Here is a 24,770-nt window from a genome sequence, read left to right as displayed (position 1 = left end):
ATGCCAGTTATTGACCGTTTCTGGCCTCCAAGCGCTGGCATAGTGGGCGGCTTCACAATAAAATCAATCCAGTACACCCGCTGGAGAGATGCATGTATTCATACGTAGCAAGGCAGCCCATCCTGGATCGGGAGTTGAAGACCCACGCCTATGAGCTGCTGTTTCGCGACAGTCTGGATAACGTGTTTCCTCCCATCTCCTCCCAGCAAGCCACCGCCAGACTGGTGGTCGAACAGTTCCTGCAACAGAACATCGATCAGCTGCTCGGCGGTCGCCCCTGCTTCATCAACTTCCCTCACTCCCTGCTGCTGGAAGGGCTGGCCGAGTGCCTGCCGCCGGAGAAAGTGGTGATCGAGATCCTGGAAGATGCCGATCCCGACGATGCGCTGCTGGCCAAGGTGAAACAGCTGCACGGACTGGGCTATCAGCTCGCTCTCGATGACTTCACCATGTCGCCGGACTGGGAGCGCTTCCTCCCTTACATCCACATCATCAAGTTCGATCTGCGCGCCACCTCCCTGTTGCGGATCAAGGTGTTCATCCAGCAGCATCAACAGCTCAAGCTCACCTATCTGGCCGAGAAGGTGGAAGACAAGGCGGAGTTCGAGCGGGCCAAGCGGCTCGGTATCGACCTGTTCCAGGGCTTCTTCTTCAGCCGCCCCGAAATGGTCAAGCAGGCCACCATGGAGCCAGCCCAGGTGGTGGTGATGCAGTTGCTCAACGTGGTCAACCAGGCCGAGCCGGATCTCAACCGCATCGAGCAGTTGCTGAGTCAGGACATCTCCCTGTCCCTCAAGCTGCTGCGTTACGTCAACCATCTCAAGAGCCACGCCAACCCCATCTCCTCCTTTCGCCAGGCGGCGGTCTATCTCGGCCACACCCAGCTCAAGCGCTTCGTGACCCTGGTGGCCGCCACCAGCGCCGGCCAGGGCAAGAGCGCCGAGCTCTATCAGATGTCGATGATCCGGGCCCGTTTCTGCGAGCTGCTGGCCCATACCCATGCGCCGACCCAAGAGGCTCAGCAGGCCTTCATCACCGGCCTTTTCTCCCTGCTCGACGTCTTGATGGAGCAGCCGATGGACAAGCTGCTCGGCACCATTCCGCTGATCGAGGAGATCCGGGTCGCCCTGCTGGAACGCAAGGGCAACCTGGGGTTCTACCTGTCGTTTTGCGAAGATTACGAGAATGCGAACTGGCAGCGGATCACTGCCAGAACGGCCCGGCTCGGGCTCAATGAAGAGAAGGTCAGCCAGCTCTATCTGACCGCCACCGCCTGGGTCAACCAGCAACTCCAGGCGATGGCGGAGACAGATTAACCCAGCTCGATGGCGACCGCGGTCGCCTCCCCACCCCCGATGCACAGACTGGCGATCCCGCGCTTGAGGCCACGTTCGCGCAAGGCGTGGATCAGGGTCACCAGGATCCGGGCGCCACTTGCTCCCAGCGGATGACCGAGGGCACAGGCGCCGCCGTTCACGTTCACCTTGTCATGGGGCAGCTTGCAGCCCGCCATGGCCAGCATGCTCACCATGGCGAATGCCTCGTTGACCTCGAACAGATCCACTTCGCCCACCTGCCAGCCCACCTTGGCCAACAAGCCCTCGATGGCCCCGATGGGCGCGCTGGTAAACTCGGCGGGCAGGGCCGCGTGGCTCTGATAACCCACCAGTCGCGCCAGCACCGGCAGCCCCAGCTGCGCGGCAGTGTCGGAACGCATCAGGATCAGCGCCGCCGCCCCATCCGAAATGGAGCTGGCATTGGCTGCCGTGATGGTGCCCGTCTTGCTGAAGGCCGGCTTGAGCTGGGGGATCTTTTCGGGCCTGGCCTTGGCAGGCTGCTCATCCTCGGCCAGCAGCAGGGTATCTCCGGCCCTCACCGGCGCCAACTCTGCTGCAAAGGCCCCGCTGCGCTGGGCCGCCAGCGCCCGCTCCAGCGATGCGATGGCAAAGGCATCCATATCGGCACGGGTCAACCCGGCGCGATCGGCGCTCAGCTGGGCATAATGCCCCATCAGCTGACCTTCGTAGGCATCCTGCAGTCCGTCGAGGAACATGTGATCGAGCACGCTCTGGTGCCCCATCCGAAAACCGCTGCGCGCCTTGTCGAGCAGATAGGGGGCGCGGCTCATGCTCTCCATCCCGCCGGCGATCACCACGTTCGTATCGCCGAGCCGCAACCCATCGGCCGCCAGCATCACCGCCTTCATGCCGGAACCGCACACCTTGTTGACCGTGGTGCAGGGGATGCTGTCCGGCAAGCCTGCCTTCAGTACCGCCTGGCGGGCGGGTGCTTGGCCAACCCCGGCACTCAGCACGTTGCCCAGATAGGCTTCATCGATCTGCTCCCCCTTGAGCCCAGCTTCTGCCATGGCCGCGGCAATGGCACAGGCGCCCAGCTCGGGAGCCGTCAGGTTGGCTAGGGCCCCCTGGAAGGCCCCCATGGGGGTACGTTTGGCCGCAACTATCACGATATCCATCAATTGCACTCTCCTTGTTACATTGGAATAACATATGCTGCCACCGCTGAGGGAACAAGACTTGCGGGGCAGTTGACGTTTGGGTAAGGTGCCAGCCAGGATTGACAGCCAAGATAGCGCCATGAACCGAACCAAGGATGACACGCGGACCTACAGCATCAGCGAACTGGCCCGTGAATTTGATGTTACGACCCGAAGTATTCGTTTTTATGAAGATCAGGGACTTTTGAATCCTGCCCGGCAGGGACAGACCCGGATCTACAGTCGGCAGGACAGAGTGCGGCTCAAGCTGACCCTGCGCGGCAAGCGACTGGGCTTCAGCCTGGCGGATATCCGCGATCTGTTCGATCTCTACGATGCGGACAAGAGCAGCCGTACCCAGCTGCAGACCATGCTGGGACTGGTGGCCGACAAGCGGGATACCCTGCAGCAGCAGCTGGAAGACATCAAGATGGTGCTGCTGGAGCTGGACGCCGCCGAGCAGCGCTGCCAGCAGGCGCTGGAGCAGCTCGGCTGAGGCAAACAGACAAGCATAAAAAAGGGGCCCGCGGGCCCCTTTTCATTGCAACTGGATTATTTGTTCCAGCGGTCCGGGTCGTAATCCGGGCTGTAGCGGTCGACGATGACGGCACAGGCCGCATCGCCGGTGATGTTGAGGGCGGTACGGATCATGTCGAACAGACGATCCAGCGCAAACAACAGCGGCAGTCCCTCGATGGGGATCCCGGCGGCCAGCAGCACGGCGACCACCAGGAAGCTCGGGCCAGGTACACCGGCCTGACCGATGGCCCCCAGGGTGGCGGTCACTATGATGGCAGCCCAGGCACCCATGGAGAGATCGATCTGATAGACCTGGGCGAAGAAGATGGCGACCAGACCGTAATAGATGGCGTTGCCGCTCATGTTGATGGTGGCACCCAGCGGCAGCACGAAGGAGGCCGTGGCATTGCTCACCTTCAGCTCTTTCTCGCAGGTCTCCATGTTGACCGGCAGGGTCGCCATAGAAGAGGCGGTGGAGAAGGCGACGATCTGCGGCTTCTTCATGGCAGACAGGTACTTGCGCACCGGGGTGTTGGAGAAGATCATGACCAGCAGCGGATAGACCACGAAGCCGAAGATCAGGATGGCGGCCAGATAGACCACGAACAGTTTGATCACCAGGGTCAGCACGTCGAAGCCGTAGGTGCCGATGGCGTCGGCCATCAGGCCGAACACGCCGAGCGGCGCAATCAGCATCACCTTGTTGATCATCCAGACGAAGGCATCCACCAGGGTGTTCAAACCATCGACCAGCGGCTTGGCCCGCTCGCGGGGCTGCTTGGCCAGCGCGATGCCGAGGAACATGCAGAACACCAGGATCTGCAGGATGTTGGCTTCGTTGAGCGACTGGAAGACGTTGGTCGGGATCATCCCGAGCAGGGTGGCGACCGCATCGGGCAGGGCGCCCTTGTCGGAATAGTCACCGGAGAACATGGAGGCCATGGAGCCGAACTCGACCCCGATCCCGGGTTTGAAGATCTGCCCCATCACCAGTGCCAGCAGCACCGCCAGCGCCGAGGTGCCGAGGAAGAAAGCCAGCGTGGTGACGCCAATCTTGCCTGCTGCCGGGCTGGCCCCCAGATTGGCTGCCCCCGACAGGATGGCCACCGCCACCAGCGGGATCACCAGCATCTTGATGAGCTGGATAAAGAGCGTACCGAGCGGTGCGAACACGGTGGCTTGTTCACCCATGAACGCCCCCACCAGTGCCCCCAGCACCATGGCAACCACGACCTGGAAGCCAACGTTCTTAATGAGTCCTTTTGTTAACACAGAATGTTCCTTTATGTAGCAATTATTTACACTTTCCCAGTGCAATCAACCAAACAGGGGAAGAACAGCTGTCCATTCTCCTGAGCGCGCGCTTTATCTCATATTTATTGGCTGTTTGAAATCGCCAAATCGTTAACGGGAGTTATTGATAAGTTTGCAATAAAATTAAGATTCAAAAGGAACACGGCGATTTTTCCCGATTTCATCATGACAACTGACAAAACATTGTGCTATTTTGGCTTGGCAAACGTGCATACAGGGATGAAAACATGCTGAAAGTTAACGAATATTTTGACGGAAATGTAAAATCCATCGGTTTCGAGCAAAAAGGGGACAAAGCAACCGTCGGCGTGATGGAAGCGGGTCACTACCAGTTCAATACCGCCGCCCCCGAGCGGATGACGGTGGTCAAGGGTGCCCTTACCATCCAGCTGGCCGATGAAGATGAGTGGCACACCTATGAGCAGGGCCAATCCTTCGACGTGGCCGGCCACTCCTCCTTCAAGCTGGAAGTGAAGACCCCCACCGCTTATCTGTGCGAGTTCCTCGACTAAGCGGCAGACAAGCTGCAGCCCAAGTGGATAAGAGAGCGGACCCGAGTCCGCTCTTTTTCATCTGGTACTCTTCCCCGTCTCGGCTGCCCTTCGCCGTAACCACCCCCATTTGCGTGCCGCCATCACACCCCTCGGTTTTCCCGCTTTCCATCGACTACAAAAAATTTACAATATTTAGACGAAACCCATAATCGGAGTGGTGTCATGATCAGTGTCTTCGACCTGTTTTCCATCGGGATCGGTCCCTCTTCTTCTCATACCGTGGGGCCGATGCGCGCCTCTTACGCCTTTGTCATCGCACTCAAGCAACAGGGGCTGCTGCCCCGGACCGAACGGGTAGAAGTGGAGTGCTACGGCTCCCTCGGCCAGACCGGCAAGGGCCATGGCACCGGCAAGGCCATCATCCTGGGGCTGGCCGGTTTTGAACCCGAGTCGGTGGACATCGAGGCCATTCCCGCCTTCCTGGCCGAGGTGGAGCGCAGCCAGTCGCTGCGGCTGGCGGGGGAGCAGCCCAGCCAGTTCGCCCGCAGCGGCGCCATCATCTTCAACCGGCGCAAGACCCTGCCCGCCCACTCCAACGGCATGACCCTGCGCGCCTTCGCCGGTGAACAGCTGCTGTTCGAGCAGACCTACTACTCCATCGGTGGCGGCTTCATCATCGAGGAGAGCCACTTCGCCAACGCCAAGGAGGAGGCCGCCCGCTTCGATGCGGCCCACCCCGTTCCCTACCCGTTTGAGAGCGGCGCCCAGCTGCTGGCTCACTGCCAGGAGAGTGGCCTCTCCATCTCAGGCCTGATGCTGGCCAACGAGAAGGTGTTTCGCACGGAGGCCGAGATCAAGGCGGGCCTGCGCAAGATCTGGCAGGCGATGCAGGGTTGCGTCGAGCGTGGCTGTCGCAGCGAGGGAGTGCTGCCCGGCGGGCTCAAGGTGAAACGGCGGGCGCCGGCCCTCTATCGCCAGCTCAGCTGCGAGACCAACTTCAACAAGGATCCGCTGATGGTGATGGAGTGGGTGGATCTGTTCGCGCTGGCCGTCAACGAGGAGAATGCCGCCGGCGGCCGGGTGGTGACCGCCCCCACCAACGGTGCCGCCGGCATCATTCCCGCCGTGCTGCACTATTACGATCGCTTCGTGCGCAAGGTGGATGACGAGCTGCTGCTGAGCTACTTCCTCACCGCCGCCGCCATCGGCATCCTCTACAAGAAGAACGCCTCCCTCTCGGGTGCGGAAGTGGGCTGCCAAGGGGAAGTGGGGGTGGCCTGCTCCATGGCGGCGGGGGCGCTGACCGAGATCCTGGGGGGCAGCCCGGCAATTGTCGAAAACGCCGCCGAAATAGGCATGGAGCACAACCTGGGGCTCACCTGTGATCCGGTGGGTGGCCAGGTGCAGGTACCCTGCATCGAGCGCAATGCCATGGGGGCGGTCAAGGCGATCAACGCCGCCCGCCTCGCCCTTCGCGGCACCGGCGAGCACAAGGTGTCGCTGGACAAAGTGATCAAAACCATGTGGGAAACCGGCAACGACATGAAGACCAAATACAAGGAAACGGCCCGCGGCGGCCTGGCGGTTAACATCACCGAGTGTTAAAAATCGGTAACTTGCTCCATTTGGTTCCTAAATACCCGGCATTGTCGGGTATTTTTATGGGCAAACGCTTAACAAAATGGATAAGCATCAAAATAAATTTTATACTCGCCGCTCTGATTCAACAAAAATAGATCTATTTCAACTTTTTTTGGGCTTTGAGCCGTTACACTGTGGTTATCTGGTTCATTGACCTCGGCGACGACGCCCTCGTCCCATGGATCACCCCGTTTCTGCGAGTGGGCATGGCGCCCCCTTCTATCCTGAGGTAATTGTTACATGATCAGCGTTTTTGATATCTTCAAAATCGGTGTTGGCCCCTCCTCTTCCCACACTGTCGGCCCGATGAAGGCAGCCAAACAGTTCGTGGATGAACTGCGTGCAGGCGGCAAGATCCGTGACATCACCCGGATCCAGGTCGATGTCTACGGCTCACTCTCCTGGACCGGTAAAGGTCACCACACCGATACCGCTATCATCATGGGTCTGGCGGGCAACCTGCCGGAAAATGTCGATATCGACGGCATCCCCGAGTTCATCTCCCGCGTCGAACAGACCGGTCGTCTGCCCATCGGCCTGCACTGCCACACCGTCAGCTTCCCGCGCGACGCCATGGTGTTCCATGACGAAGCCCTGCCGCTGCACGAAAACGGCATGAAGCTGACCGCCTTCATCGAAGACGAAGCCGTCTACAGCAAGACCTACTACTCCATCGGCGGTGGTTTCATCGTTGACGAAGAGAACTTCGGCAAGGGCGACAGCGGCGACATGTCCGTCAGCTACCCGTTCAAGAGCGCGGCCGAGCTCATCGCCCACTGCAGCCAGACCGGCCTCTCCATCTCCGCCCTGATGATGGAGAACGAGAAGTGCTTCAACACTCCGGAAGAGATCTACAAGAAGCTTGGCAAGATCTGGACCACCATGCGTGAAGGGATCGAGCGTGGCTGCCGCACCGAGGGCGTCCTCTCCGGCCCGCTGCGCGTACCGCGCCGTGCTGCGCCGCTCTATCGCCAGCTGACCACCAACGAGAACCTCTCCAACGATCCGATGAACATCGTCGACTGGGTCAACATGTTTGCCCTGGCGGTCAGTGAAGAGAACGCGGCCGGTGGCCGTGTGGTGACCGCGCCGACCAACGGCGCCGCCGGCATCATCCCGGCCGTGCTGGCCTACTACGACAAGTTCATCCAGCCGGTTGGCCGTGACGACTATACCCGCTTCTATCTGGCTGCGGCGGCCGTCGGCATGCTCTACAAGATGAACGCCTCCATCTCCGGCGCCGAAGTGGGCTGCCAGGGTGAGGTGGGCGTCTCCTGCTCCATGGCCGCCGCCGGCCTGACCGAGCTGATGGGCGGCAGCCCCGAGCACGTCTGTGAAGCTGCCGAGATCGGCATGGAGCACAACCTGGGTCTGACCTGTGACCCGGTTGCCGGTCAGGTGCAGGTGCCCTGCATCGAGCGTAACGCCATCGCCGCCATGAAGGCGGTCAACGCCTCCCGCATGGCGCTGCGTCGTACCTCCAAGCCGCGCGTCTCGCTGGACAAGGTGATCGAGACCATGTACATCACCGGCAAGGACATGGACTCCAAGTACCGTGAAACCTCCCGCGGTGGCCTGGCCATCAAGGTGATGCAGGTTGCCTGCGACTAAGCAGATAACGGCAAATGCAAAAGGCGGGAATTCCCGCCTTTTTTATTGCCCATTATTTCCCACTCATCACCTTCTTCATGGCGCCATTTCCCTGGGGCTGGCTCGCTAATTTCCGGGACCATCCTGCTGCCCGGCCGCGATTGATGGCCAGAGTACCTCAGGCTTATTCCACCAGGCGATCGGCCAGGGTCCCCACCGCCACCACGAAATAGTGGGAGCGATTCCACTCGCGCAACACCCGATAATTGGGATAGGCGAGATAGGCAGCTCCCCCTCCCCCGTCGGGCTGCACCAGCGAGGCCTGCATCTTCACCGCGGGCAAGGCGCCGCCATCCGCTTTGCGTACCCCGAGGGCCTGCCATGCCGACAGCGTTCGGGTATCTTCAAGCCCGACCAGCGCAGGATCCAGACCGGTGGGCACCCTCACCCGGCGCCCCCAGGTTTCATCCCCGTGCCAGCCGTTCTGGCGCAGATAATTGGCTGCCGAACCAAACACATCCGCCGGCGTCCCCCACAGATCCTTCTTGCCGTCACCGTCCTGGTCGACCGCGTATTGACGGAAGGATGAGGGCATGAACTGCACCTGCCCCATGGCGCCGGCCCAGGAGCCCTTGAGCTCGGCCGGGGTGATCGGCTCCTCTTCCAGCATGTGCAGGGCATCGAACAGCTGCCCCTTGAAGAAGGCCTCACGGCGCCCCTCCCAGGCCAGGGTCGCCAGCGACGAGACCAGCGGATATTTGCCGGTCAATTTGCCGAAATTGGTTTCAATGCCCCACAGGGCGACAATAAAGCGGGGTTGCACATCATATTCCGCCCCTATTTTTGTGAGCAGCGGCAAATACTGACGATATAGGCGTTTGGCTTGATTGACTTTCCACTGCGGCACCGCGTTGGAAATATAAGTGGCGAGGGTCTGTTTAAATTCCGGCTGATTTTTATCGTGCCGAATGGCGACCTCGATCAGATGAATATCGGCGAAGGCGGCAGCAATGGTCGCGGGCTGGATCCCGGCAGCCAGGGCCTCCTGTTTGAGGCCCGTCACATAATGGTCAAAATCGGGGCTGGCCTGCAGCGGGTGGCTCGACAATCCCCCCATCAGCAGCAGTGCCAGCCGCCTCTTCATTTCCGTTCGGCCTTCAATTGAGCCTTGTGCTGCTCCAGCAGGTTTTCCGGCGGCGGGGGCATCTGCAGGTAGAAGCCCTGACTCTGCAGCGCCTCCATCACCCGGCTGGTGGAGGCGATCCCCAAGGGCTTGGCTGGGTCCAGTTTGGTCATCAATACCAGTTCGGGACGGCCGAATGTACTCATCAGCACCTCGGGTACGCGGGAAAAGTCCTCTCTTCTTTCAACAAAAAGATAGGTCTCGGCTTTTTTGCGACTTTTATAGACTGCACACAACATGGAAATTGATATAATCCAACCGGTTTATTGCCTCTGAGGATGGCAAACTATAACATCAGGAATTGAATAACAATAACGGATTACCGTCTCTGTCTCGGGGAAGATTCATGGTTGAGCGCGATAACGAATTGAAAGGGACCACCTTCACTATTTCTGTGTTGCATATCAGCGATGGCAAGCCTGAGCGGATCCGCCAGTTGCTGGCGGCCAAAGTGGCCCAGGCGCCCCAGTTCTTTAATTGTGCCCCCCTCGTCATCAATGTGGAACGGCTCACAGAGATCCCCGACTTCGAACAGCTCAAGGAGCTGGTGGAATCGGAAGACTTCGTGCTGGTCGGGATCACGGGGGCCCAGAACGAGGCGATGAAGACGGCCGCCAAGGCGGCAGGGCTGGCGGTGATGGCCTCCGGCAAGAGCCGCAAGGCCGAACCCCAGCCAGAACCGGCGCCGGCCCCCATCGTAGAAACGAAACCCGTGCCGGCACCGGTGATAGCGAGCAAGGTGCATGTGGGCCCGGTTCGCTCCGGCCAGCAACTCTATGCCGCCGGCACCTCTCTGGTGGTGCTGGGCTCGGTCAGCCCGGGCGCCGAAGTCATCGCCGACGACAGTATTCATATTTATGGCACTCTGCGCGGCAGGGCCATTGCCGGCGCCAAGGGCAACCCCCAGGCACGGATTTATTGCCAGCAACTGCAGGCCGAGCTGCTCTCCATCGCTGGCACCTTCCAGCTCAGCGATGCATTGCCGGCCGGCCTCATCCAGCAGCCGGTTCATGTCCGGCTGGATAACGAACAACTCCGTATAGACCGTATCAAATAGAGTTACAAGGAAGCGAGAATGGCGCGAATCATAGTCGTTACATCGGGTAAAGGTGGCGTTGGCAAGACCACAACCAGCGCGGCCCTGAGTACCGGTTTAGCCCAGCGTGGCCACAAGACAGTGGTCATCGATTTTGACATTGGCCTGCGAAACCTGGACCTCATCATGGGCTGCGAGCGGCGCGTGGTGTATGACTTCGTCAACGTCATCAATGGCGAGGCCAACCTCAACCAGGCCCTCATCAAGGACAAGCGCTGCGAGAACCTGTTCATCCTGCCCGCCTCCCAGACCCGGGACAAGGATGCCCTCACCCGCGAAGGGGTCGAGAAGATCCTGGATCAGCTGAGCGAGATGCAGTTCGACTACATCGTCTGCGACTCCCCGGCGGGGATCGAAGCCGGCGCCCTGATGGCGCTCTACTTCGCCGATGAAGCTATTGTCACCACCAACCCGGAAGTCTCCTCCGTGCGTGACTCGGATCGCATCCTCGGCATCCTGGCCTCCAAGTCCCGCCGTGCCGAGCGTGGCGAAGACCCCATCAAGGAGCACCTGCTGCTGACCCGCTACTGCCCGACCCGCGTCAACCGCGGCGACATGCTGAGCGTGCAGGACGTACAGGAGATCCTGGCCATCAAACTGCTCGGGGTGATCCCGGAGTCCCAGGCGGTGCTGCGCGCCTCCAACTCCGGCGAGCCCGTCATCCTGGACAAGGAGTCCGATGCCGGTCAGGCCTATGAGGACGCCGTTGCCCGCCTGTTGGGTGACACCAAGGATTTTCGTTTTCTGGAAGAAGAGAAGAAGGGCTTCTTTAGCCGACTGTTCGGGAGTTAAGCATGTCATTATTGGATTATTTTCGTTCCAACAAGAAACAGAGCACCGCACAACTGGCCAAAGAGCGGTTGCAGATCATCGTGGCTCACGAGCGTTCATCCAGAGGGGGGCCGGATTACCTGCCCCAGCTCAAGCAGGATATCCTCGACGTGATCCGCAAATATGTGGAGATAGACCCTGACAAGATCACGGTCCAGCTCGACAAGAAGAGTGATGAGCTGTCGGTACTCGAGCTCAACATCACCTTCGCCGACGACAAGAAGGGATGAGCCTGACGCCCTATGCGTGACCCTTTCCCCCAATGAAGACCGGATCCTGCTGCCAGGATCCGGTTTTTTATTGCCGCAACCGGGTCAAGGGCGCTGCTGCACTCGCCAAGCCCGTGGGGGACGGCTAGAATACGGCGCGCCACCGTGCGGCCGGGCCGTCGGTGTTTTTCTTTATTTATCAGCTGGAACAGACCGCTTATGTCTTTGAATGACGAAATGCACAGCGTCGAGGAACTGCTCGACACCGCCCTCGAACTCTTCATGGAGCTGGCCTCCGACAACCTGCCGGAGCAGGAGATCGCCCGCTTCAATCAGGAGTTCAACGACCGCGGCCTGCTGGCGGAAACCGATCCGGCCGATGACTGGGAAGCGGACGTTGGCTTCGAGGTCAGCGACGCCGAGTACGCCGAGATCTGGATCGGCCTTGGCAACGAGCAGGAAGAGTACGAGCACCTGTTCGCCCGCATGCTGCTCTCCCGCCGTGTTGACGAGAAGTTCTGCCACATCGAATGGCTGCCCCAATAATTCCGGATCCCGATGATCCGAGTCACTACATCTGGGAGTCGGAGCCAGAGCCCGTGCGGCCCAATCCGGCACGGCGCCTGCTGAACTGGCTCAGCAAGCTGCTGCTGGCAGCCCTGCTCAGCACCATCGTCTCGGTGGCGCTGCTGCGCTTCATCGATCCGCCCATGTGGACCTGGCGCATCGAGCGGGCGCTGTTTCCCCCTGCCAAGGTGGCCGAGGTGAAGCACGACTGGGTGCCGCTCGAGCAGATCTCCCGCGAGCTGCAGCTGGCTGTGATCGCCGCCGAAGATCAGCGCTTTGCCGAGCACAACGGCTTCGACATGGATGCCATCAGCTCGGCACTCAAGCACAATCAGCACAGCGAGCGGGTGCGCGGCGCCAGCACCCTCAGCCAGCAGACCGCCAAAAACCTTTTCATGTGGAGCGATCGCAGCTTCCTGCGCAAGGGGATCGAGGCCTGGTTCACCCTGCTGATGGAGCTGGGCTGGGACAAGTCCCGCATCCTCGAGGTGTACCTGAATATCGTGGAGTTCGGGCCCGGTATCTACGGCGCCGAGGCCGCTGCCAGACACTACTTTGGCAAGCCGGCGATACGTCTCACCCGCTACGAGGCGTCACTGCTGGCGGCAGCCCTGCCCAACCCCTGGCGCTACCGGGTCAAGCCCCCCTCGCCCTACGTTCAGCAGCGCTCGGCCTGGATCCGTCGCCAGATGGGCCAGCTGGGGCAGGTGACCCTCAACAAGGTGCATCAGGCAGACTGATGCCTGATGGGTGTCGGGCTTGTTCACGGTGCGAGCCCGGCCTCGTCGGTGGAGGGCCCCAGGTGCCCGCCCACCGTGCCCCGATGCAGCGGCAGGTAGTGCCACCACCAGGTCTCCCGCCGCCGCTTGATCTGCTGCCGTCTCGTCCGCCGTTTCATGCCCGCTCTCCCTTGCCCTACCCCTCTTCAACCATACCCAACTCCAGTCAGCCTTGCCCGGCGCTGGCGCACCCTTCCCACTGGTCTGGCCGCCACCGCCAATAATTGCTACAGTAGCGAACCTCGATGTATCTGGAGTGATTTCATGGAACAGCGTACCCCGGATCAGCTGGTCGAATGGGCCTATGATCAGTTTCTTGAGCAGGCCGCAGACATGCTGGCCCCCGAACAAATCGTCGACATCACCCTGGAGTTCGAACAGCGTGGCGCCGTCGAGGCGACCCTGCCCAATGCCGACTGGTCAACCGAGCTCGGTGTGCCGGTGGACATGGAGCGCTGGGTCGAAGTGTGGGTGGGTCTGCTGGACCATCAGGAGGAGTTTGAGGTGATCTTTGCCACCTTCCTGCTGCCCCGTCATAGCAATGAGCACGATGTCCACGTGCGCTGGCACCGTCAGCAACAGGCATGAAAAAGGCGCCCTCGGCGCCTTTTTCTTTTGCGGTGATCATTGCTCAAGGCCGGGCCGCGATGGCCTTCGCCAGACAGCGCCGGCACCAGCAGGCATCGGCCTCCCCCATGGGCAGGGCCGGCAGCTGGCTGCACCAGCACTGGTCGATGGTCGCTCCGGCCGACACGGCGCAAAAGGTCGGTTCACCGCAGCCGGGGCAGTGATGGGTGCTGGTGGAACCATCCAGCTGCGCCATCACCGCCAGCTGGGCCTCGCTCTCCATGGCGGACCAGCGACCTATCTCGGTCAGGGTACGGCCACAGCCAAGGCAGAGACCGTCTTTCGCCCGGCACGCACCGACGCAGGGGCTCGGCACTTATTCGCCGCCTTCGCGCTGATCGTCGCCCGTCAATGTGATGCTGTAGTCATCGATAACCAGCTTGCCCTGCTTGTAGAGGCCGCCGATGGCCTTCTTGAAGGTGCCCTTGCTCATGCCGAGCAGCTTGTAGATGAGCTCGGGTTCGCTCTTGTCACCCACCGCCAGGCTGCCGCCCTGCTTCTTGAGGCGGGCCAGGATCTGCTCGCCGGCATCGTCCAGCCGCGCCACGCCCGGCTTTTGCAGGGTCAGATCCAGCTTGCCGTCATCACGCACCTGCTTGACCCAGGCGGTCAGCGGACGGCCCGTGGTCACCCGGCCGAACACCTCGTTCTTGAACAGCATGCCGGAGTACTCGCCATTGACGATGGCCTTGATGCCGAGCGGCGTGCGCTCGCCAGGCAGGGCAGTCACTTCGTCACCGGCCTTGAAGGGAGGTTTGTCGGTGCGCAGGAACCGCTCGAGGCGGCTGGTGCCCACCATGCGCCCCTCGTGATCGAGCATCAGCCGCACCAGATAGACATGGCCCACCTGCATCGGCTTGTTCTGCTCGCGGCTTGGTACGAACAGATCCTTCTTCATGCCCCAGTCGAGGAAGGCACCAATCTTGTTGGCATTGACCACCTTGAGGCCGACGATGTCGTCCACCATGGCAAACGGCTTGTCGGTGGTGATCACCGGCTCGCAGTCGGCATCCAGATAGAGGAAGACCTTGACGCCGTCCCCTTCCGCCACCCCTTCCGGCAGTTGACGCTTGGGCAGCAGCAGCTCGCCGTACTCTTCGCCAGCCGCCAGCCAGGCGCCCCGATCTTCGAGCTCGACTACGGTAAGGGTGTTCATCTTGCCAATCTGTAGCATGGTGTTCTCTTCTTTCATTGTCCGGATGGCCAATTTTTCATTGCCTGTATGGGCGCGCATGTTACCCCAAGAGCGGTAACAGGGCCTAGTCCCTTGCCCTGTTCGCGGGTGATTTTCAAGGCCTTTTGGCCGGGGCGTGTCCATATAATCGCCAGTCAGCCGCCCTTTTGCTGCAAATAACCCCACTTTTGGGTAGACTTCGCCGCTGTCAAAATCCAGAGGAACTGTCGATGAATCCATCCACTCGTACCCGTCATCTCAATCAATGGATCCAGACCCACAGTGGGCAGGACATGACCTACCCGGCGCTGCACGGCTTTTTGTGTGCCCGCCTGGTCGGGCCGGATGCCCCTGACTGGCAGGCCCCGCTGGCCGGTCTGTTGCCCCATGACGCCGAGCTGGATGAAAAAAGCGCCGAGGCGCTGCGCCACCTGATCGCCGAGCTGGAAACCCAGGCCGATGAGGCCCAGCTCGCCCTGCCGAGCCAGTGCCGCCTCTCCACCGAGAGCCCGGAGCAGGTGTTCGAGCAGAGCCACCCCCTCGGTCAATGGTGTTACGGCTTCAGCCAGGGCTTTGCCACCTGGCCCAAGCCCAGGGATCTGAACGATCCTACCACCCAGTACCGTTTCAGCCTGGCCGCCGAGCTGAGCCTGTTTCGCGACAAGCCGATGGCGCAGATGCTGCACGCGGCCGCCGGCAGTGACCTCCCCTTCATGGAGTTCTGCAAGCGTCAGCGCCAGAACATGAAGACCGCCCTCAACCAGCTGCTGCAATTAGATGAGTATCAGGCCGTGCCGAGCACGGAGCAGGCGCTGGACAGCCAGCAGGCCGAGCAGTGGCAGCAGTGGTTCGAACTGGCCGATGCCAGCCGCGATCCGCACAGCCGCCTCGGCTGGTTTGACAAGGTGATCGCCGACGCTGAGCCGCTGTTCGACGCCGCCTTCTGGCAGCAGATTGCCGGCCATGGCTGGAGTGCCCACGAAGCGCGCCCGCTGCTGGCCGCCCGCGCCGGGCGGGCCGACTGCCTGTTGCGTCTCGGCCAGCTGGAACAGGCGCGCAGCGAATATCTGGCCCTGCTCAAGCTGTGCGTGGCCGATGAGCTGGGTTGCCGTTATCCCCTCTCCAGCCTCTATGCCCTGCAAGGGGACTGGTCGGCCCTGCAGGCTCTGCTGGTGCGCTTTGATGAAGCCTCCAGCTGGCTGCTCTACAACAAGGCGCTGATGACGTTCGTCTGCGCTGGCCCCGAGGCCGCGCAGCCGCTGCTGGCCGCCGCCGTCAAGGCCAACGCCCATGTACCGGCCTGTCTGCTGGGCCAGCGCAAGCTGCCCAAACAGGAGCCCCACAGCTGGCAGGCTGGCAGCCGTGACGAAGCGGCGCTCTACACCCTGCAAAGCCGCGAGGCCTGGCTCAAGCACAACGCCCTGCTCTGGCTGCGCAAAGGCTGAGCCAGCGACAGTAAAACCAGCTTCGAATAGACCCGGTTGCGGCGGATGACGTGCGCAACCGCACATTTCTCTGGTACTTGTTCAGACAAACGGCCCTGTGTTACGTATCATCAAGGTCAAAGTATCAAGAGAAACTGCACCCGATGCAGCCGTCACAGCAGGATGTCATATGTCAAAGATCATAGAGCTGCTTGCCCACTATCCCCCCTATCAGCTGGTACACGCCGCCGAGATGGTGCGTGATACCTTCGAACAGTTTTACCAGCAACGCTATCAGCTGACGGTGCCTCAATGGCGCCTGATGATGGTGCTCGGCCCCCACTACCCCATCAGTCAGAAAGAGCTGGTGGAGGCGAGCGGGATGGACAAGGTACGGATCTCCCGCGAAATTCACCGGCTGGTGGAGAAAGGGATCCTGTTCACCGAAAGCAGCGAGCACGACAAGCGGGTCAGCCTGGTCTCCTTCACCCAGGCGGGGCTCACCCTGTTCCAGCAGCTCAAGAGCGAAGCGGGCAGCTGGCAGCACACCCTCACCGACTACCTGCCGGCCGAGGCGCGCCAATCCATCCGTCTGCACCTGCAAAGCGTCAGCGATGCCATCGAACAACTTCACCTGCTGGATAACGAGCGCCCATCATGAACCTCAACAACTTTGCCACCATGGACGTCAACATGCTGCTGAGCCTGGTCAACATGCAGCTGCGTGATCGCTACGATGATCTCGATGATCTCTGCAAGGCGCAGGATCTCGACAAGGCGGCGCTGGTCGCCCGGCTGGCCAGCGGCGATTTCCACTATCAGGACGATCAGAAGCAGTTCAGATAGGGATCCGGATCACAACCCGGCCCATGCCGCTGGCTCCGGCGGCAAAAGCTGCTATGGTGATGGCTACCCCGGTCAACTGACCATCGGCAAGAGGTATGGATACATCTTGCTGTCACAGACCGCGGTTAGCCTTCTCTTCACCAGCCGTAGCCAAGGATGACCCATGATGTTTCTGACCCGTCCCGCCAGCCTGATCACCCTCTGTGCCTTGCTGATGATCAGCCTCCTCTCGCCCCACCAGCCCGACAGCGCCGAGCAGTGGCTCACCACTCTGCTGCTGGGCTCCCTGGTGGTGGTCTGCCTGATGGTCGGCAGCGGCTGTCGCCGCTTTCTGCGGGATTGACCTGACGGGCCGCTTCATCCGATCAGGCACCAAAAAACAACGCAGCCCTAGGGCTGCGTTGTTGCTTTCTGGCGTATGGCGGGTTGCTCTCTTGATCAGAGGGCCAGGGTCTCCAGCTGGCCCTTGGCCTGCTCGATGCCCTTGGCCTGGGCATCCGGACCCATGCCCATGCCTTCGGCATAGATGAAGTCCACCTCCTTGATGCCGATGAAGCCCAGCACGGTGCGCATGTAGGGGGTCACCAGATCGGTGGCGCTGCCGACGTGCATGCCGCCGCGGGGGCTGATCACTAGGGCGCGGGTGTTTTCCACCAGGCCGACCGGACCGGTTTCGGTGTAACGGAAGGTCACGCCGGCGCGGGCTACCAGATCGATCCAGTTCTTCAGCTGGGTCGGGATGTTGAAGTTGTACATGGGGGCGGCAATCACCACCAGATCGCTCGCCTTGAGCTCTGCGATCAGCTCGTCGGACTGGGCCAGCACGGCCAGTTGACGCTCGTTGAGGTTTTCACCACCGCGCAGGCCAGACGCCAGCTCGCCATCCAGTACCGGCAGGTTCAGGGCCGCCAGATCACGCACGGTGACGGTGTCGGACTGATGGTCGGCCAGGAAACCGTCGATCAGGGCGTTGGATTGGGAATATTGGCCCAGGATGCTGGACTTGAGTACGAGGATATTGGCCATGGTGAAACTCCATTAGGTTGTCGGTTGAACAGCGGTGCTGTCGATGGAGGTCACTCTAAACATTGGGCTTCTATACAGATAGCGAAAATAGATGCTCAACTTATTCAAAAAATTTGATGGTAGTGCATTCTCTCGCCAGCCGCCTCTCTCCCGTCCCGCCAAGGCTTGGCAGAACAAACGATTGCCGTTATGATCCGCCGCACTTTTTTCAGCGACCCGGATCCCATGACACCCTCGCGCAGGCACTCCCCCTTTGCCGGTGCAGTCTGGATGATGGTAGCGGGCCTCTGCTTCGCCGCCGTCAACAGCCTGAGCCAGTATGTCAGCTTCAAGCTCGGCCTCCCCTCGACCCAGGTCGCTTTCCATCAATATCTGATTGCCCTGGTCTGTCTGCTGCCCTGGCTCATTCGCCACGGCCTGCGCCAGTCGCTGATGACCAACCAGCTGCGGCTGCACCTGCTGCGGGTTGCCCTGGCGGTGGTCGGCATCCAGTTTTGGCTGTGGGCGCTGGCAGTCCCCGTTCCCATCTGGCAGGGGATAGCGCTGCTGATGACCTCGCCGCTGTTTGCCACTCTGGGGTCGGCCCTCTTTCTCAAGGAACAGGTGAGCCGGGCCCGCATTCTGGCGACCCTGGCCGGCTTTGTCGGCGCCATGCTGATCCTGGCCCCCTGGACCGACGATTTCAGCTGGGCTTCCCTGCTGCCGGTGGCGGCGGCCCTGTTCTGGGCCGGCTACTCCTTGCTGGTGCGCTATCAGGCGGCGAGCGAGTCGTCCCACACCATCGTCGTCTACCTGCTTATCTTCAGCACCCCGTTCAACGCCATGCTGGCGCTGCCGGAGTGGCAGTGGCCGAGCGAAACCCAGTGGCTGCTGGTAGCCGCCTCCGGCGTGCTGTCGGCGCTGGCCCAGATGTCCATCGCCCGCGCCTACAGCGTGGCCGAGGCCTCGTTCGTGCAACCCTTTGATTTTGCCAAGCTGCCCATGAACGTGCTGGCCGGCTGGCTGGTGTTTGGCTGGGCGCCGCCCGGCCGATTGTGGCTGGGAGCCGCCATCATCATCGGCGCCATCACCCTGCTCACCCATCTGGAGCAGCGCGCCCATAAATCTATTTCCTGAGGTACGCCATGCGTGCCTCTTTTTTTGCCCGCTATTCGTGCAATAGCATTCATCAACCGTCACCCACGACATCAGGAGAGATCACATGTTTGGAACCGCTACCCGCCCCGGCGCCACCCGCGCCCTGCTGCTGGGCTCCGGCGAACTTGGCAAGGAGGTCGCCATCGAGCTGCAACGCTTCGGCATCGAGGTGATCGCCGCCGACCGCTATGCCGATGCCCCCGCCATGCAGGTGGCGCACAGCGCCCATGTGCTGGACATGCTGGACGGTGACGCCCTGCGCGCCCTGGTCAACGAGGTCAAACCGGATCTGATCATCCCCGAGCTGGAAGCCATCGCCACCGATACCCTGGCCGCCCTGGAGCAGGAAGGGGTCAAGGTGGTGCCGAACGCCCGCGCCACCCAGCTCACCATGAACCGGGAGGGGATCCGCCGCCTCGCCGCCGAGACGCTGGGCTTGCCCACCTCCCCCTACCGCTTTGCCCAGAGCAAGGAGGAGTTCATCGCCGCCGTCGAGACCATCGGCCTGCCCTGCGTGGTGAAGCCGGTAATGAGCTCGTCCGGCAAGGGGCAGAGCGTGCTGCGCGATCTCGCCAAACTCGACGAGAGCTGGACCTATGCCCAGGAGGGCGGTCGCGCCGGTCGCGGCAAGGTGATCGTCGAGGGCTTCGTCCCCTTCGAGTACGAGATCACCCTGCTCACGGTACGCGCGGTGGACGGTATCCACTTCTGCGAACCCATCGGCCATCGCCAGGAAGATGGCGACTACCGCGAATCCTGGCAGCCGCAAGCCATGAGCGAACTGGCTCTTGCCCGCTCCAAGGAGGTAGCGGCCAAGGTGGTTGAGGCGCTGGGCGGCTACGGCCTGTTCGGGGTCGAGCTCTTCATCAAGGGTGACGAGGTGTGGTTCAGCGAGGTCTCGCCGCGCCCCCACGACACCGGCATGGTGACCCTCATCTCCCAGGATCTCTCCGAGTTCGCCCTGCACGTGCGCGCCATTCTGGGGCTGCCCATCGGCACCATCACCCAGTACGGGCCGAGCGCCTCCGCCGTGGTGCTGCGTGAAGGGCACAGTCAGGACATCCGCTATCAGGGGATTGGCGAGGCGCTGGCGCTGGTGCCAGGTGCCCAGCTGCGGCTGTTTGGCAAGCCGGAGATCGCCGGTCGCCGCCGGCTCGGCGTGGCACTGACGCGAGCCGAGCAGTGCGACGAGGCGGTAGAAAAAGCCAAAGCGGTCGCGGCCGGCGTCAAGGTGCTGTTCTAAGCCCACTTTTTGGCACACGAAATCAAACGTTTGCCAGCATGATCCAGCGCAAGGGGCATGGCAATGCCCCTTTTGCATTGAGGCACCTTGTTTATAATCCCCCCTTCACCTATGTCAGGAGTACAAGATGTTAACTGCCGTGATCTTCGATATGGATGGTGTTCTGATCGACTCGGAACCCTTTTGGCAACGGGCCCAGATGGCTGTGTTCTCCGAGCTGGGCCATCCCCACACGGTGGAAGATTGCGAATCGACCATAGGCGTGCGCATCGATCAGCTGGTCGCCCACTGGTATCGGTTGCGCCCCTGGAGCGGCCCCAGCCAGGAAGAGGTGGTGCAGCGCATCCTGGATCGGGTCAACGCCCTGATCCTCTCCGAAGGTCAGGCCAAGGCTGGCGTGCTGGAGGCACTCGACCTCATCGAGGCGCAAGGCCTTAAAATCGGTCTGGCCACCTCCTCCCCCTTTGCCATGGTGGAGGCCGTGCTCGGCAAGCTCGGCATTCGCGATCGCTTCCTGGCGGTGCACTCCGCCGAGGTGGAGCGCTTTGGCAAGCCGCACCCGGATGTCTATATCCACGCCGCCGAGAAGCTGGGAGTCGAGCCGGTGCATTGCCTCGCCATCGAGGACAGCTTTACCGGTCTGCTGGCGGCCAAGGCGGCCTCCATGACCGCGCTGATTGTGCCGGATCCAGCGCTGGTGGGTGACCCGCGTCTGGCCATTGCCAACCATCAGCTGCGCTCGCTCACCGAACTGGATGCCCAGATGCTGACCAGCTGGGTCAAGTAAACGACCAGCAGGCGCAGATCGTTCCCATGTACCCGGCATTGGTGGGTGACCCACGCTTGGCCATCGCCGACCATCAGCTGCGCTCGCTGGCCGAGCTTAATAGCGAGATGCTGGCCAGCTGGGTCAAATAAACCACGCTCTGGCGGACTGACCTCCTGCCTCCCTTGATCCCGGTCATAATCGTGCGCTTGCTCGCGGTCAGGCAGGTGTGATCAAGCTAGAATCTGGGGAGAGAGGCGGCCCACGGGCCCGAGGAGGTCATCATGATCGAGTACACCAGCAAGCGCATCGTCTGCCCCCACTGTGGCCATCATACCCGGGTCGAGCTGGATGCCAGCCAAGGGGATCAGGAGTTTTATGAGGATTGCATGGCCTGCTGCAACCCCATCCACCTGCGACTGCACCGGGATGAGGCGCGCGACTGCCTGCAACTCTTCGTGGATGCTGACGACGAACAGATGTTCTGAGTCGCCCTGACAGGGAATAGCGCAAAACAAAGCGGGGTCCACTGGGCCCCGCTTTCCTTTTCGCCTAAACGGCCGCGCCTGCGCCTTATTGGCGGGCCGCCAGCACCCGCTCCACCGTGTCGACAATGGCCTGGGTCTGGGGGTCAATCTCGATGTTGGTCTGCCAGCCGGCCTTGACCCAGCCGAGGTTGGTGCGGGCCAGGGTCTCGGGGATCAGGTTGACGCAAAATTCGCAGCCGCGCACCTCGCCCACGGTAAGGCTGATGCCGTCGATGCCGATGTAGCCCTTGGTCAGCACGTATTTCATCAGCGTTGGGGCCAGGCGATACCACACCTGCCGGTTGTTGGGGGTGTCGATGACCGAGATCACCTGCGCGGTGCCCATGATGTGGCCGGACATGGCGTGACCGCCGATCTCGTCGCCAAAGCGGGCAGCCCGCTCCACGTTGACCTTGTCCCCCAGCTGCAGCTGGCCGAGGTTGGTGAGGCGCAGGGTCTCCTGCATCAGATCGAAGCTGACCAGCTCCCCTTCGACCCGGGTGACGGTCAGGCAGCAGCCGTTGTGGGCCACGGAGGCGCCCAGCGCCAGCCCCTCGCCCCAGGCCGGGCTCGGCATGCGGATCACGTGGGTTCGAAAGTTGGGCAGCTCTTCGATAGCCACCAGTTCGGCGGTCCCCTGCACTATGCCGGTGAACATGTCTCGTCTCCTGCTACGAAAAAAGGCAGGGTAACCTCGCCGCGCACCCCAGACAAGCGCAACCGCTGACAAGCAGGCGGCCGATCGCTATAGTGACGGCATTCAAACCAAGTGCTGACAAGGAAACAAAAATGCAGGTATATCAATGCTGTGAGGCCATTCGTATCGCCTACAACCAGATTGGCTCCGGCGAGCAGGGCTATGTGCCGCAGGCCATCGCCGCCACCATCAGGGTGCTCAACGCCGTGGCATCGGATGAGCGGGTGCCGGCGGATCTGCGCGAGCAGGCCGCCTACGCCGCCGCCAACCTGCTGATCAGCGATCACGAAGACGCCTGATCCCGGGCTTGCACCAATCGTTTCGTCCCGGATGAATTTCAGGCTAGAATGACCCCCCCGCACTTTGCACTCCCGCTTCTGGAGTGCAAAGGCTCTTCCCGATACCCGCTCTTTTTACGCTTTATCTGATCCACTCGGAGGTGTCAGTGCAACGTTATTGGTCCGAGGCGAGGCAACTCGTTCGTCTAGCCAGCCCCATTCTGGTCGCCCAGGTGGCCCAGATCGCCATGAACTTTGTCGATACCGTGATGGCGGGACAGGTCAGCGCCGTCGATCTGGCCGCCGTGTCGGTGGCCTCCAGCTTCTGGTTGCCGGTGATCCTGCTGGTGCAGGGCATCATCATGGCGCTCACCCCCATCGTCTCCCAGCTCAATGGCGCCCGCAAACGGGACGAGGTGCGTCCGGCGGTGCACCAGGGCTTCTGGCTGGCGCTGATGGTCACCCCCATCGCCATGGTGGCGCTCTATTTCAGCCCGCTGGCGCTGCAGTTCATGGACGTAGATCCCGTGATGGCCGCCAAGACCACCGGCTACCTGCACGCCATCCTGTGGGGGCTGCCCGCCTTCGTGCTGTTCCAGGTGCTGCGCAACTTCAGCGAGGGTCTCTCTCACACCATGCCGACCATGGTGATCGGCTTCGTGGGGCTGGCGGTCAACATCCCGGCCAACACCATCTTCATCCACGGCCTGTTCGGCATGCCGAAACTGGGCGGGGTCGGCTGCGGCGTGGCCACCGCCATCGTGCTGTGGGCCATGCTGCTGGCGATGATCGTCTATGTGAAGCTCTCCCGCCACTTCAAGGAGATCAACCTGTTCGCCCAGCTCGCGCGCCCCAATGGCAGCCGGATCTGGCGCCTGTTCAGGTTGGGTTTCCCCATCGCCATGGCCATCTTCTGCGAGGTGACCCTGTTTACCGTGGTGGCCCTGATGCTGGCCCCCTTTGGCGCGGAGACGGTGGCGAGCCACCAGATAGCGCTCAACTTCTCCAGCCTGGTGTTCATGCTGCCGCTCTCCATCGGGGTGGGCGTCACCATCCGGGTCGGTCACAGCATCGGCGAAGGGCTGCCTGATCACGCCCGGGTCGCCGCCCGCACCGGCCTGATGCTGGGCATGACGGTGGCCGCCGCCACTGCCGCCCTCACCGTGCTGCTGCGCGAGCAGATCGCCACCATCTACACCGAAGACCTGCAGGTGATCACCCTCGCGGCCACCCTGCTCTTCTTCGCCGCCATCTACCAGATCTCCGACTCGGTACAGGTGGTGGCAGCCGCAGCCCTGCGCGGTTACAAGGATACCAAGGCGATCTTCTACGTCACCATCGTCGCCTACTGGGGACTGGGGCTGCCCACCGGCATGATCCTGGGCCTGACCGACTGGGTGGTACCGCAGATGGGACCCCAGGGCTTCTGGGTCGGCTTCATCGTCGGCCTCACCTCCGCCGCCCTGATGCTGGGTACCCGGCTGCGCTACATCTATGGCCGCTTTGCCAGCCCGGAGGCCTGCAGCGCCCTCTCCAAGGCGCAATAAGGGGAAACTCGCCTGCAAAATCAACAGGCTGCGCAAGAACTGGGCAAACAGTCTCCTTTGTGCGTGCGGCCTGTTGACAGCCTAGGGGGGCATGGGTAGTATGCCGACCACGCCAGCAGTGCTGGCGGGATAAAACGGGTTTTCAATCCGGTTTATGAAGTGGGTTTATAGCTCAGTTGGTTAGAGCACTACCTTGACATGGTAGGGGTCGTTGGTTCGAATCCAATTAAACCCACCACTTTTCCGCGATGCGTCCTTAGCTCAGCTGGTTAGAGCACCACCTTGACATGGTGGGGGTCGGTGGTTCGAATCCACTAGGACGCACCATCCGGAACACTGTTATGCGTCCTTAGCTCAGCTGGTTAGAGCATCACCTTGACATGGTGGGGGTCGGTGGTTCGAATCCACTAGGACGCACCATAACAGTTTGAATAAATTGCAGATATGAATTTGATGTGGGTTTATAGCTCAGTTGGTTAGAGCACTACCTTGACATGGTAGGGGTCGTTGGTTCGAATCCAATTAAACCCACCACTCCCCTGCAATCACACAAAGTCGCCTTGCGCACCCTGCGTCCTTAGCTCAGCTGGTTAGAGCATCACCTTGACATGGTGGGGGTCGGTGGTTCGAATCCACTAGGACGCACCAGATTTGAAAAGCCCGCTCCTCGAGCGGGCTTTTTGCATTTATCTTCTCTGACGATCCATGCTTTCCCCTCTCATCAGCCCCTCTTGACCCGCTGCGGCCATTGTCGTGCC

Annotated in this window: 30 protein-coding genes and 5 tRNA genes; 26 read left to right on the top strand and 9 right to left on the bottom strand. The window is 61.4% G+C overall.

Annotation, left to right across the window (positions count from 1 at the left end; genetic code table 11):
* Nucleotides 1–92 precede the first annotated feature (92 nt).
* Entirely contained in the window at nt 93–1,316 is a 1,224-nt protein-coding gene (locus PG897_RS01185) for an EAL and HDOD domain-containing protein (RefSeq protein WP_201880708.1), read from the top strand.
* Here PG897_RS01185 and PG897_RS01180 read toward each other — a convergent pair.
* Nucleotides 1,313–2,476 (bottom strand): acetyl-CoA C-acyltransferase, encoded by a 1,164-nt coding sequence (locus tag PG897_RS01180; protein WP_201880710.1) that lies wholly within the window; start codon nt 2,474–2,476, stop codon nt 1,313–1,315. The genes PG897_RS01185 and PG897_RS01180 overlap by 4 nt on opposite strands.
* Before the next feature lie 121 nt (nt 2,477–2,597).
* Between PG897_RS01180 and PG897_RS01175 the strand changes: the two genes are divergently transcribed.
* On the top strand, nt 2,598–2,993 hold the full coding sequence (locus tag PG897_RS01175) for a MerR family transcriptional regulator (RefSeq protein ID WP_201880712.1): 396 nt from the start codon (nt 2,598–2,600) through the stop codon (nt 2,991–2,993).
* A gap of 56 nt (nt 2,994–3,049) precedes the next feature.
* On the opposite strand, the gene PG897_RS01170 is transcribed toward PG897_RS01175, so the two are convergent.
* Nucleotides 3,050–4,288, bottom strand: a complete 1,239-nt coding sequence (locus PG897_RS01170; RefSeq protein WP_005301229.1) for a dicarboxylate/amino acid:cation symporter — start codon at nt 4,286–4,288, stop codon at nt 3,050–3,052.
* A gap of 269 nt (nt 4,289–4,557) precedes the next feature.
* Between PG897_RS01170 and ppnP the strand changes: the two genes are divergently transcribed.
* The 3 genes from ppnP to PG897_RS01155 all read left to right on the top strand — a co-directional run bounded on the left by ppnP (nt 4,558) and on the right by PG897_RS01155 (nt 8,076).
* On the top strand, nt 4,558–4,842 hold the full coding sequence (gene ppnP / locus PG897_RS01165; RefSeq protein ID WP_010633884.1) for a pyrimidine/purine nucleoside phosphorylase: 285 nt from the start codon (nt 4,558–4,560) through the stop codon (nt 4,840–4,842).
* A 204-nt stretch (nt 4,843–5,046) separates the two neighbouring features.
* Entirely contained in the window at nt 5,047–6,429 is a 1,383-nt protein-coding gene (locus PG897_RS01160; RefSeq protein ID WP_005301231.1) for an L-serine ammonia-lyase, read from the top strand.
* Nucleotides 6,430–6,705: 276 nt separating this feature from the next.
* Complete coding sequence (locus PG897_RS01155; protein WP_005301233.1) at nt 6,706–8,076, top strand: L-serine ammonia-lyase; 1,371 nt, start codon at nt 6,706–6,708, stop codon at nt 8,074–8,076.
* A 163-nt stretch (nt 8,077–8,239) separates the two neighbouring features.
* On the opposite strand, the gene PG897_RS01150 is transcribed toward PG897_RS01155, so the two are convergent.
* Both PG897_RS01150 and PG897_RS01145 read right to left on the bottom strand, forming a co-directional pair.
* Entirely contained in the window at nt 8,240–9,199 is a 960-nt protein-coding gene (locus PG897_RS01150; protein ID WP_201880714.1) for a lytic murein transglycosylase, read from the bottom strand.
* A complete protein-coding gene (locus PG897_RS01145) occupies nt 9,196–9,477 on the bottom strand; it encodes a YcgL domain-containing protein (protein WP_017764394.1) in 282 nt (93 codons plus the stop codon). The genes PG897_RS01150 and PG897_RS01145 overlap by 4 nt, the downstream gene beginning before the upstream one ends.
* A gap of 107 nt (nt 9,478–9,584) precedes the next feature.
* Here PG897_RS01145 and minC point away from each other — a divergent pair, with 107 nt between their 5' ends.
* The 5 genes from minC (at nt 9,585) to mtgA (ending at nt 12,681) form a co-directional block, all read left to right on the top strand.
* Nucleotides 9,585–10,295 (top strand): septum site-determining protein MinC, encoded by a 711-nt coding sequence (gene minC, locus PG897_RS01140; RefSeq protein ID WP_201880716.1) that lies wholly within the window; start codon nt 9,585–9,587, stop codon nt 10,293–10,295.
* Nucleotides 10,296–10,313: 18 nt separating this feature from the next.
* Nucleotides 10,314–11,126: a septum site-determining protein MinD gene (minD, locus tag PG897_RS01135; protein ID WP_005301248.1), complete on the top strand. Its 813-nt coding sequence runs from the start codon at nt 10,314–10,316 to the stop codon at nt 11,124–11,126.
* Between the two features lie 2 nt (nt 11,127–11,128).
* On the top strand, nt 11,129–11,395 hold the full coding sequence (gene minE / locus PG897_RS01130) for a cell division topological specificity factor MinE (protein WP_005301252.1): 267 nt from the start codon (nt 11,129–11,131) through the stop codon (nt 11,393–11,395).
* Nucleotides 11,396–11,593: 198 nt separating this feature from the next.
* Nucleotides 11,594–11,920: an HI1450 family dsDNA-mimic protein gene (locus PG897_RS01125; protein ID WP_005301255.1), complete on the top strand. Its 327-nt coding sequence runs from the start codon at nt 11,594–11,596 to the stop codon at nt 11,918–11,920.
* 53 nt (nt 11,921–11,973) lie between these two features.
* On the top strand, nt 11,974–12,681 hold the full coding sequence (gene mtgA / locus PG897_RS01120; protein ID WP_017779732.1) for a monofunctional biosynthetic peptidoglycan transglycosylase: 708 nt from the start codon (nt 11,974–11,976) through the stop codon (nt 12,679–12,681).
* Between the two features lie 23 nt (nt 12,682–12,704).
* On the opposite strand, the gene PG897_RS01115 is transcribed toward mtgA, so the two are convergent.
* Entirely contained in the window at nt 12,705–12,839 is a 135-nt protein-coding gene (locus PG897_RS01115) for a hypothetical protein (RefSeq protein ID WP_017764392.1), read from the bottom strand.
* 145 nt (nt 12,840–12,984) lie between these two features.
* Here PG897_RS01115 and PG897_RS01110 point away from each other — a divergent pair, with 145 nt between their 5' ends.
* Entirely contained in the window at nt 12,985–13,308 is a 324-nt protein-coding gene (locus PG897_RS01110; protein WP_005301259.1) for an HI1450 family dsDNA-mimic protein, read from the top strand.
* Nucleotides 13,309–13,351: 43 nt separating this feature from the next.
* Here the strand turns inward: PG897_RS01110 and PG897_RS01105 are convergent, their stop codons facing one another.
* Both PG897_RS01105 and PG897_RS01100 read right to left on the bottom strand, forming a co-directional pair.
* On the bottom strand, nt 13,352–13,663 hold the full coding sequence (locus PG897_RS01105; RefSeq protein ID WP_201880718.1) for a DUF1289 domain-containing protein: 312 nt from the start codon (nt 13,661–13,663) through the stop codon (nt 13,352–13,354).
* Entirely contained in the window at nt 13,664–14,539 is an 876-nt protein-coding gene (locus PG897_RS01100; protein ID WP_019840419.1) for a CvfB family protein, read from the bottom strand.
* 212 nt (nt 14,540–14,751) lie between these two features.
* Here PG897_RS01100 and PG897_RS01095 point away from each other — a divergent pair, with 212 nt between their 5' ends.
* The 4 genes from PG897_RS01095 (at nt 14,752) to PG897_RS01080 (ending at nt 17,134) form a co-directional block, all read left to right on the top strand.
* Nucleotides 14,752–15,966, top strand: coding sequence for a UPF0149 family protein (locus tag PG897_RS01095; RefSeq protein ID WP_201883567.1), 1,215 nt, complete (start codon nt 14,752–14,754; stop codon nt 15,964–15,966).
* A 169-nt stretch (nt 15,967–16,135) separates the two neighbouring features.
* Entirely contained in the window at nt 16,136–16,606 is a 471-nt protein-coding gene (locus PG897_RS01090; protein ID WP_005301279.1) for a MarR family winged helix-turn-helix transcriptional regulator, read from the top strand.
* The gene (locus PG897_RS01085; protein ID WP_017784784.1) at nt 16,603–16,791 is read left to right on the top strand and encodes a DUF4250 domain-containing protein; all 189 of its coding nucleotides are present in this window, start codon (nt 16,603–16,605) and stop codon (nt 16,789–16,791) included. Before PG897_RS01090 ends, PG897_RS01085 begins: the two co-directional genes overlap by 4 nt.
* 163 nt (nt 16,792–16,954) lie before the next feature.
* A complete protein-coding gene (locus tag PG897_RS01080) occupies nt 16,955–17,134 on the top strand; it encodes a hypothetical protein (protein WP_236660883.1) in 180 nt (59 codons plus the stop codon).
* Between the two features lie 95 nt (nt 17,135–17,229).
* On the opposite strand, the gene PG897_RS01075 is transcribed toward PG897_RS01080, so the two are convergent.
* Nucleotides 17,230–17,817, bottom strand: a complete 588-nt coding sequence (locus PG897_RS01075) for an FMN-dependent NADH-azoreductase (RefSeq protein ID WP_005301286.1) — start codon at nt 17,815–17,817, stop codon at nt 17,230–17,232.
* 225 nt (nt 17,818–18,042) lie between these two features.
* On the opposite strand from PG897_RS01075, the gene PG897_RS01070 reads away from it, so the two are divergent.
* The 4 genes from PG897_RS01070 to PG897_RS01055 all read left to right on the top strand — a co-directional run bounded on the left by PG897_RS01070 (nt 18,043) and on the right by PG897_RS01055 (nt 21,451).
* A complete protein-coding gene (locus tag PG897_RS01070) occupies nt 18,043–18,933 on the top strand; it encodes a DMT family transporter (protein ID WP_050559303.1) in 891 nt (296 codons plus the stop codon).
* An 85-nt stretch (nt 18,934–19,018) separates the two neighbouring features.
* Nucleotides 19,019–20,197, top strand: a complete 1,179-nt coding sequence (gene purT / locus PG897_RS01065) for a formate-dependent phosphoribosylglycinamide formyltransferase (protein WP_201883566.1) — start codon at nt 19,019–19,021, stop codon at nt 20,195–20,197.
* 127 nt (nt 20,198–20,324) lie between these two features.
* Nucleotides 20,325–20,984 (top strand): hexitol phosphatase HxpB, encoded by a 660-nt coding sequence (gene hxpB, locus PG897_RS01060; RefSeq protein WP_017764382.1) that lies wholly within the window; start codon nt 20,325–20,327, stop codon nt 20,982–20,984.
* A 263-nt stretch (nt 20,985–21,247) separates the two neighbouring features.
* Nucleotides 21,248–21,451 (top strand): CPXCG motif-containing cysteine-rich protein, encoded by a 204-nt coding sequence (locus tag PG897_RS01055; RefSeq protein WP_005301298.1) that lies wholly within the window; start codon nt 21,248–21,250, stop codon nt 21,449–21,451.
* An 85-nt stretch (nt 21,452–21,536) separates the two neighbouring features.
* Here PG897_RS01055 and ribE2 read toward each other — a convergent pair whose 3' ends face one another.
* On the bottom strand, nt 21,537–22,148 hold the full coding sequence (gene ribE2, locus PG897_RS01050; RefSeq protein ID WP_201883565.1) for a riboflavin synthase E2: 612 nt from the start codon (nt 22,146–22,148) through the stop codon (nt 21,537–21,539).
* Between the two features lie 131 nt (nt 22,149–22,279).
* Here ribE2 and PG897_RS01045 point away from each other — a divergent pair, with 131 nt between their 5' ends.
* The 7 genes from PG897_RS01045 (at nt 22,280) to PG897_RS01015 (ending at nt 24,660) form a co-directional block, all read left to right on the top strand.
* Nucleotides 22,280–22,486 (top strand): YaeP family protein, encoded by a 207-nt coding sequence (locus PG897_RS01045; protein WP_043171700.1) that lies wholly within the window; start codon nt 22,280–22,282, stop codon nt 22,484–22,486.
* 146 nt (nt 22,487–22,632) lie between these two features.
* Nucleotides 22,633–24,012, top strand: a complete 1,380-nt coding sequence (locus PG897_RS01040) for an MATE family efflux transporter (RefSeq protein WP_005301310.1) — start codon at nt 22,633–22,635, stop codon at nt 24,010–24,012.
* A gap of 161 nt (nt 24,013–24,173) precedes the next feature.
* A tRNA-Val gene (locus PG897_RS01035) sits at nt 24,174–24,250 on the top strand.
* 12 nt (nt 24,251–24,262) lie between these two features.
* Nucleotides 24,263–24,339 (top strand) — tRNA-Val (locus tag PG897_RS01030).
* Between the two features lie 16 nt (nt 24,340–24,355).
* Nucleotides 24,356–24,432 (top strand) — tRNA-Val (locus PG897_RS01025).
* A gap of 37 nt (nt 24,433–24,469) precedes the next feature.
* A tRNA-Val gene (locus PG897_RS01020) sits at nt 24,470–24,546 on the top strand.
* A gap of 37 nt (nt 24,547–24,583) precedes the next feature.
* Nucleotides 24,584–24,660: transfer RNA gene (locus PG897_RS01015), tRNA-Val, on the top strand.
* Nucleotides 24,661–24,770 lie beyond the last annotated feature (110 nt).

The organism is Aeromonas sp. QDB20 (genome assembly GCF_027707805.1).
GTDB lineage: Bacteria > Pseudomonadota > Gammaproteobacteria > Enterobacterales > Aeromonadaceae > Aeromonas > Aeromonas dhakensis.
This window is presented reverse-complemented; position numbering and strand designations above follow the sequence as displayed.

What these genes read in the sequence shown, in the direction of transcription:
- PG897_RS01185 (WP_201880708.1), top strand. Translation starts at nt 93, where the DNA reads ATGTATTCATACGTAGCAAGGCAGCCCATCCTGGATCGGGAGTTGAAG.
- PG897_RS01180 (WP_201880710.1), bottom strand. Translation starts at nt 2,476, where the DNA reads ATGGATATCGTGATAGTTGCGGCCAAACGTACCCCCATGGGGGCCTTC.
- PG897_RS01175 (WP_201880712.1), top strand. Translation starts at nt 2,598, where the DNA reads ATGAACCGAACCAAGGATGACACGCGGACCTACAGCATCAGCGAACTG.
- ppnP (WP_010633884.1), top strand. Translation starts at nt 4,558, where the DNA reads ATGCTGAAAGTTAACGAATATTTTGACGGAAATGTAAAATCCATCGGT.
- PG897_RS01160 (WP_005301231.1), top strand. Translation starts at nt 5,047, where the DNA reads ATGATCAGTGTCTTCGACCTGTTTTCCATCGGGATCGGTCCCTCTTCT.
- PG897_RS01155 (WP_005301233.1), top strand. Translation starts at nt 6,706, where the DNA reads ATGATCAGCGTTTTTGATATCTTCAAAATCGGTGTTGGCCCCTCCTCT.
- PG897_RS01150 (WP_201880714.1), bottom strand. Translation starts at nt 9,199, where the DNA reads ATGAAGAGGCGGCTGGCACTGCTGCTGATGGGGGGATTGTCGAGCCAC.
- PG897_RS01145 (WP_017764394.1), bottom strand. Translation starts at nt 9,477, where the DNA reads ATGTTGTGTGCAGTCTATAAAAGTCGCAAAAAAGCCGAGACCTATCTT.
- minC (WP_201880716.1), top strand. Translation starts at nt 9,585, where the DNA reads ATGGTTGAGCGCGATAACGAATTGAAAGGGACCACCTTCACTATTTCT.
- minD (WP_005301248.1), top strand. Translation starts at nt 10,314, where the DNA reads ATGGCGCGAATCATAGTCGTTACATCGGGTAAAGGTGGCGTTGGCAAG.
- minE (WP_005301252.1), top strand. Translation starts at nt 11,129, where the DNA reads ATGTCATTATTGGATTATTTTCGTTCCAACAAGAAACAGAGCACCGCA.
- PG897_RS01125 (WP_005301255.1), top strand. Translation starts at nt 11,594, where the DNA reads ATGTCTTTGAATGACGAAATGCACAGCGTCGAGGAACTGCTCGACACC.
- PG897_RS01115 (WP_017764392.1), bottom strand. Translation starts at nt 12,839, where the DNA reads ATGAAACGGCGGACGAGACGGCAGCAGATCAAGCGGCGGCGGGAGACC.
- PG897_RS01110 (WP_005301259.1), top strand. Translation starts at nt 12,985, where the DNA reads ATGGAACAGCGTACCCCGGATCAGCTGGTCGAATGGGCCTATGATCAG.
- PG897_RS01100 (WP_019840419.1), bottom strand. Translation starts at nt 14,539, where the DNA reads ATGAAAGAAGAGAACACCATGCTACAGATTGGCAAGATGAACACCCTT.
- PG897_RS01095 (WP_201883567.1), top strand. Translation starts at nt 14,752, where the DNA reads ATGAATCCATCCACTCGTACCCGTCATCTCAATCAATGGATCCAGACC.
- PG897_RS01090 (WP_005301279.1), top strand. Translation starts at nt 16,136, where the DNA reads ATGTCAAAGATCATAGAGCTGCTTGCCCACTATCCCCCCTATCAGCTG.
- PG897_RS01085 (WP_017784784.1), top strand. Translation starts at nt 16,603, where the DNA reads ATGAACCTCAACAACTTTGCCACCATGGACGTCAACATGCTGCTGAGC.
- PG897_RS01080 (WP_236660883.1), top strand. Translation starts at nt 16,955, where the DNA reads ATGATGTTTCTGACCCGTCCCGCCAGCCTGATCACCCTCTGTGCCTTG.
- PG897_RS01075 (WP_005301286.1), bottom strand. Translation starts at nt 17,817, where the DNA reads ATGGCCAATATCCTCGTACTCAAGTCCAGCATCCTGGGCCAATATTCC.
- PG897_RS01070 (WP_050559303.1), top strand. Translation starts at nt 18,043, where the DNA reads ATGACACCCTCGCGCAGGCACTCCCCCTTTGCCGGTGCAGTCTGGATG.
- purT (WP_201883566.1), top strand. Translation starts at nt 19,019, where the DNA reads ATGTTTGGAACCGCTACCCGCCCCGGCGCCACCCGCGCCCTGCTGCTG.
- hxpB (WP_017764382.1), top strand. Translation starts at nt 20,325, where the DNA reads ATGTTAACTGCCGTGATCTTCGATATGGATGGTGTTCTGATCGACTCG.
- PG897_RS01055 (WP_005301298.1), top strand. Translation starts at nt 21,248, where the DNA reads ATGATCGAGTACACCAGCAAGCGCATCGTCTGCCCCCACTGTGGCCAT.
- ribE2 (WP_201883565.1), bottom strand. Translation starts at nt 22,148, where the DNA reads ATGTTCACCGGCATAGTGCAGGGGACCGCCGAACTGGTGGCTATCGAA.
- PG897_RS01045 (WP_043171700.1), top strand. Translation starts at nt 22,280, where the DNA reads ATGCAGGTATATCAATGCTGTGAGGCCATTCGTATCGCCTACAACCAG.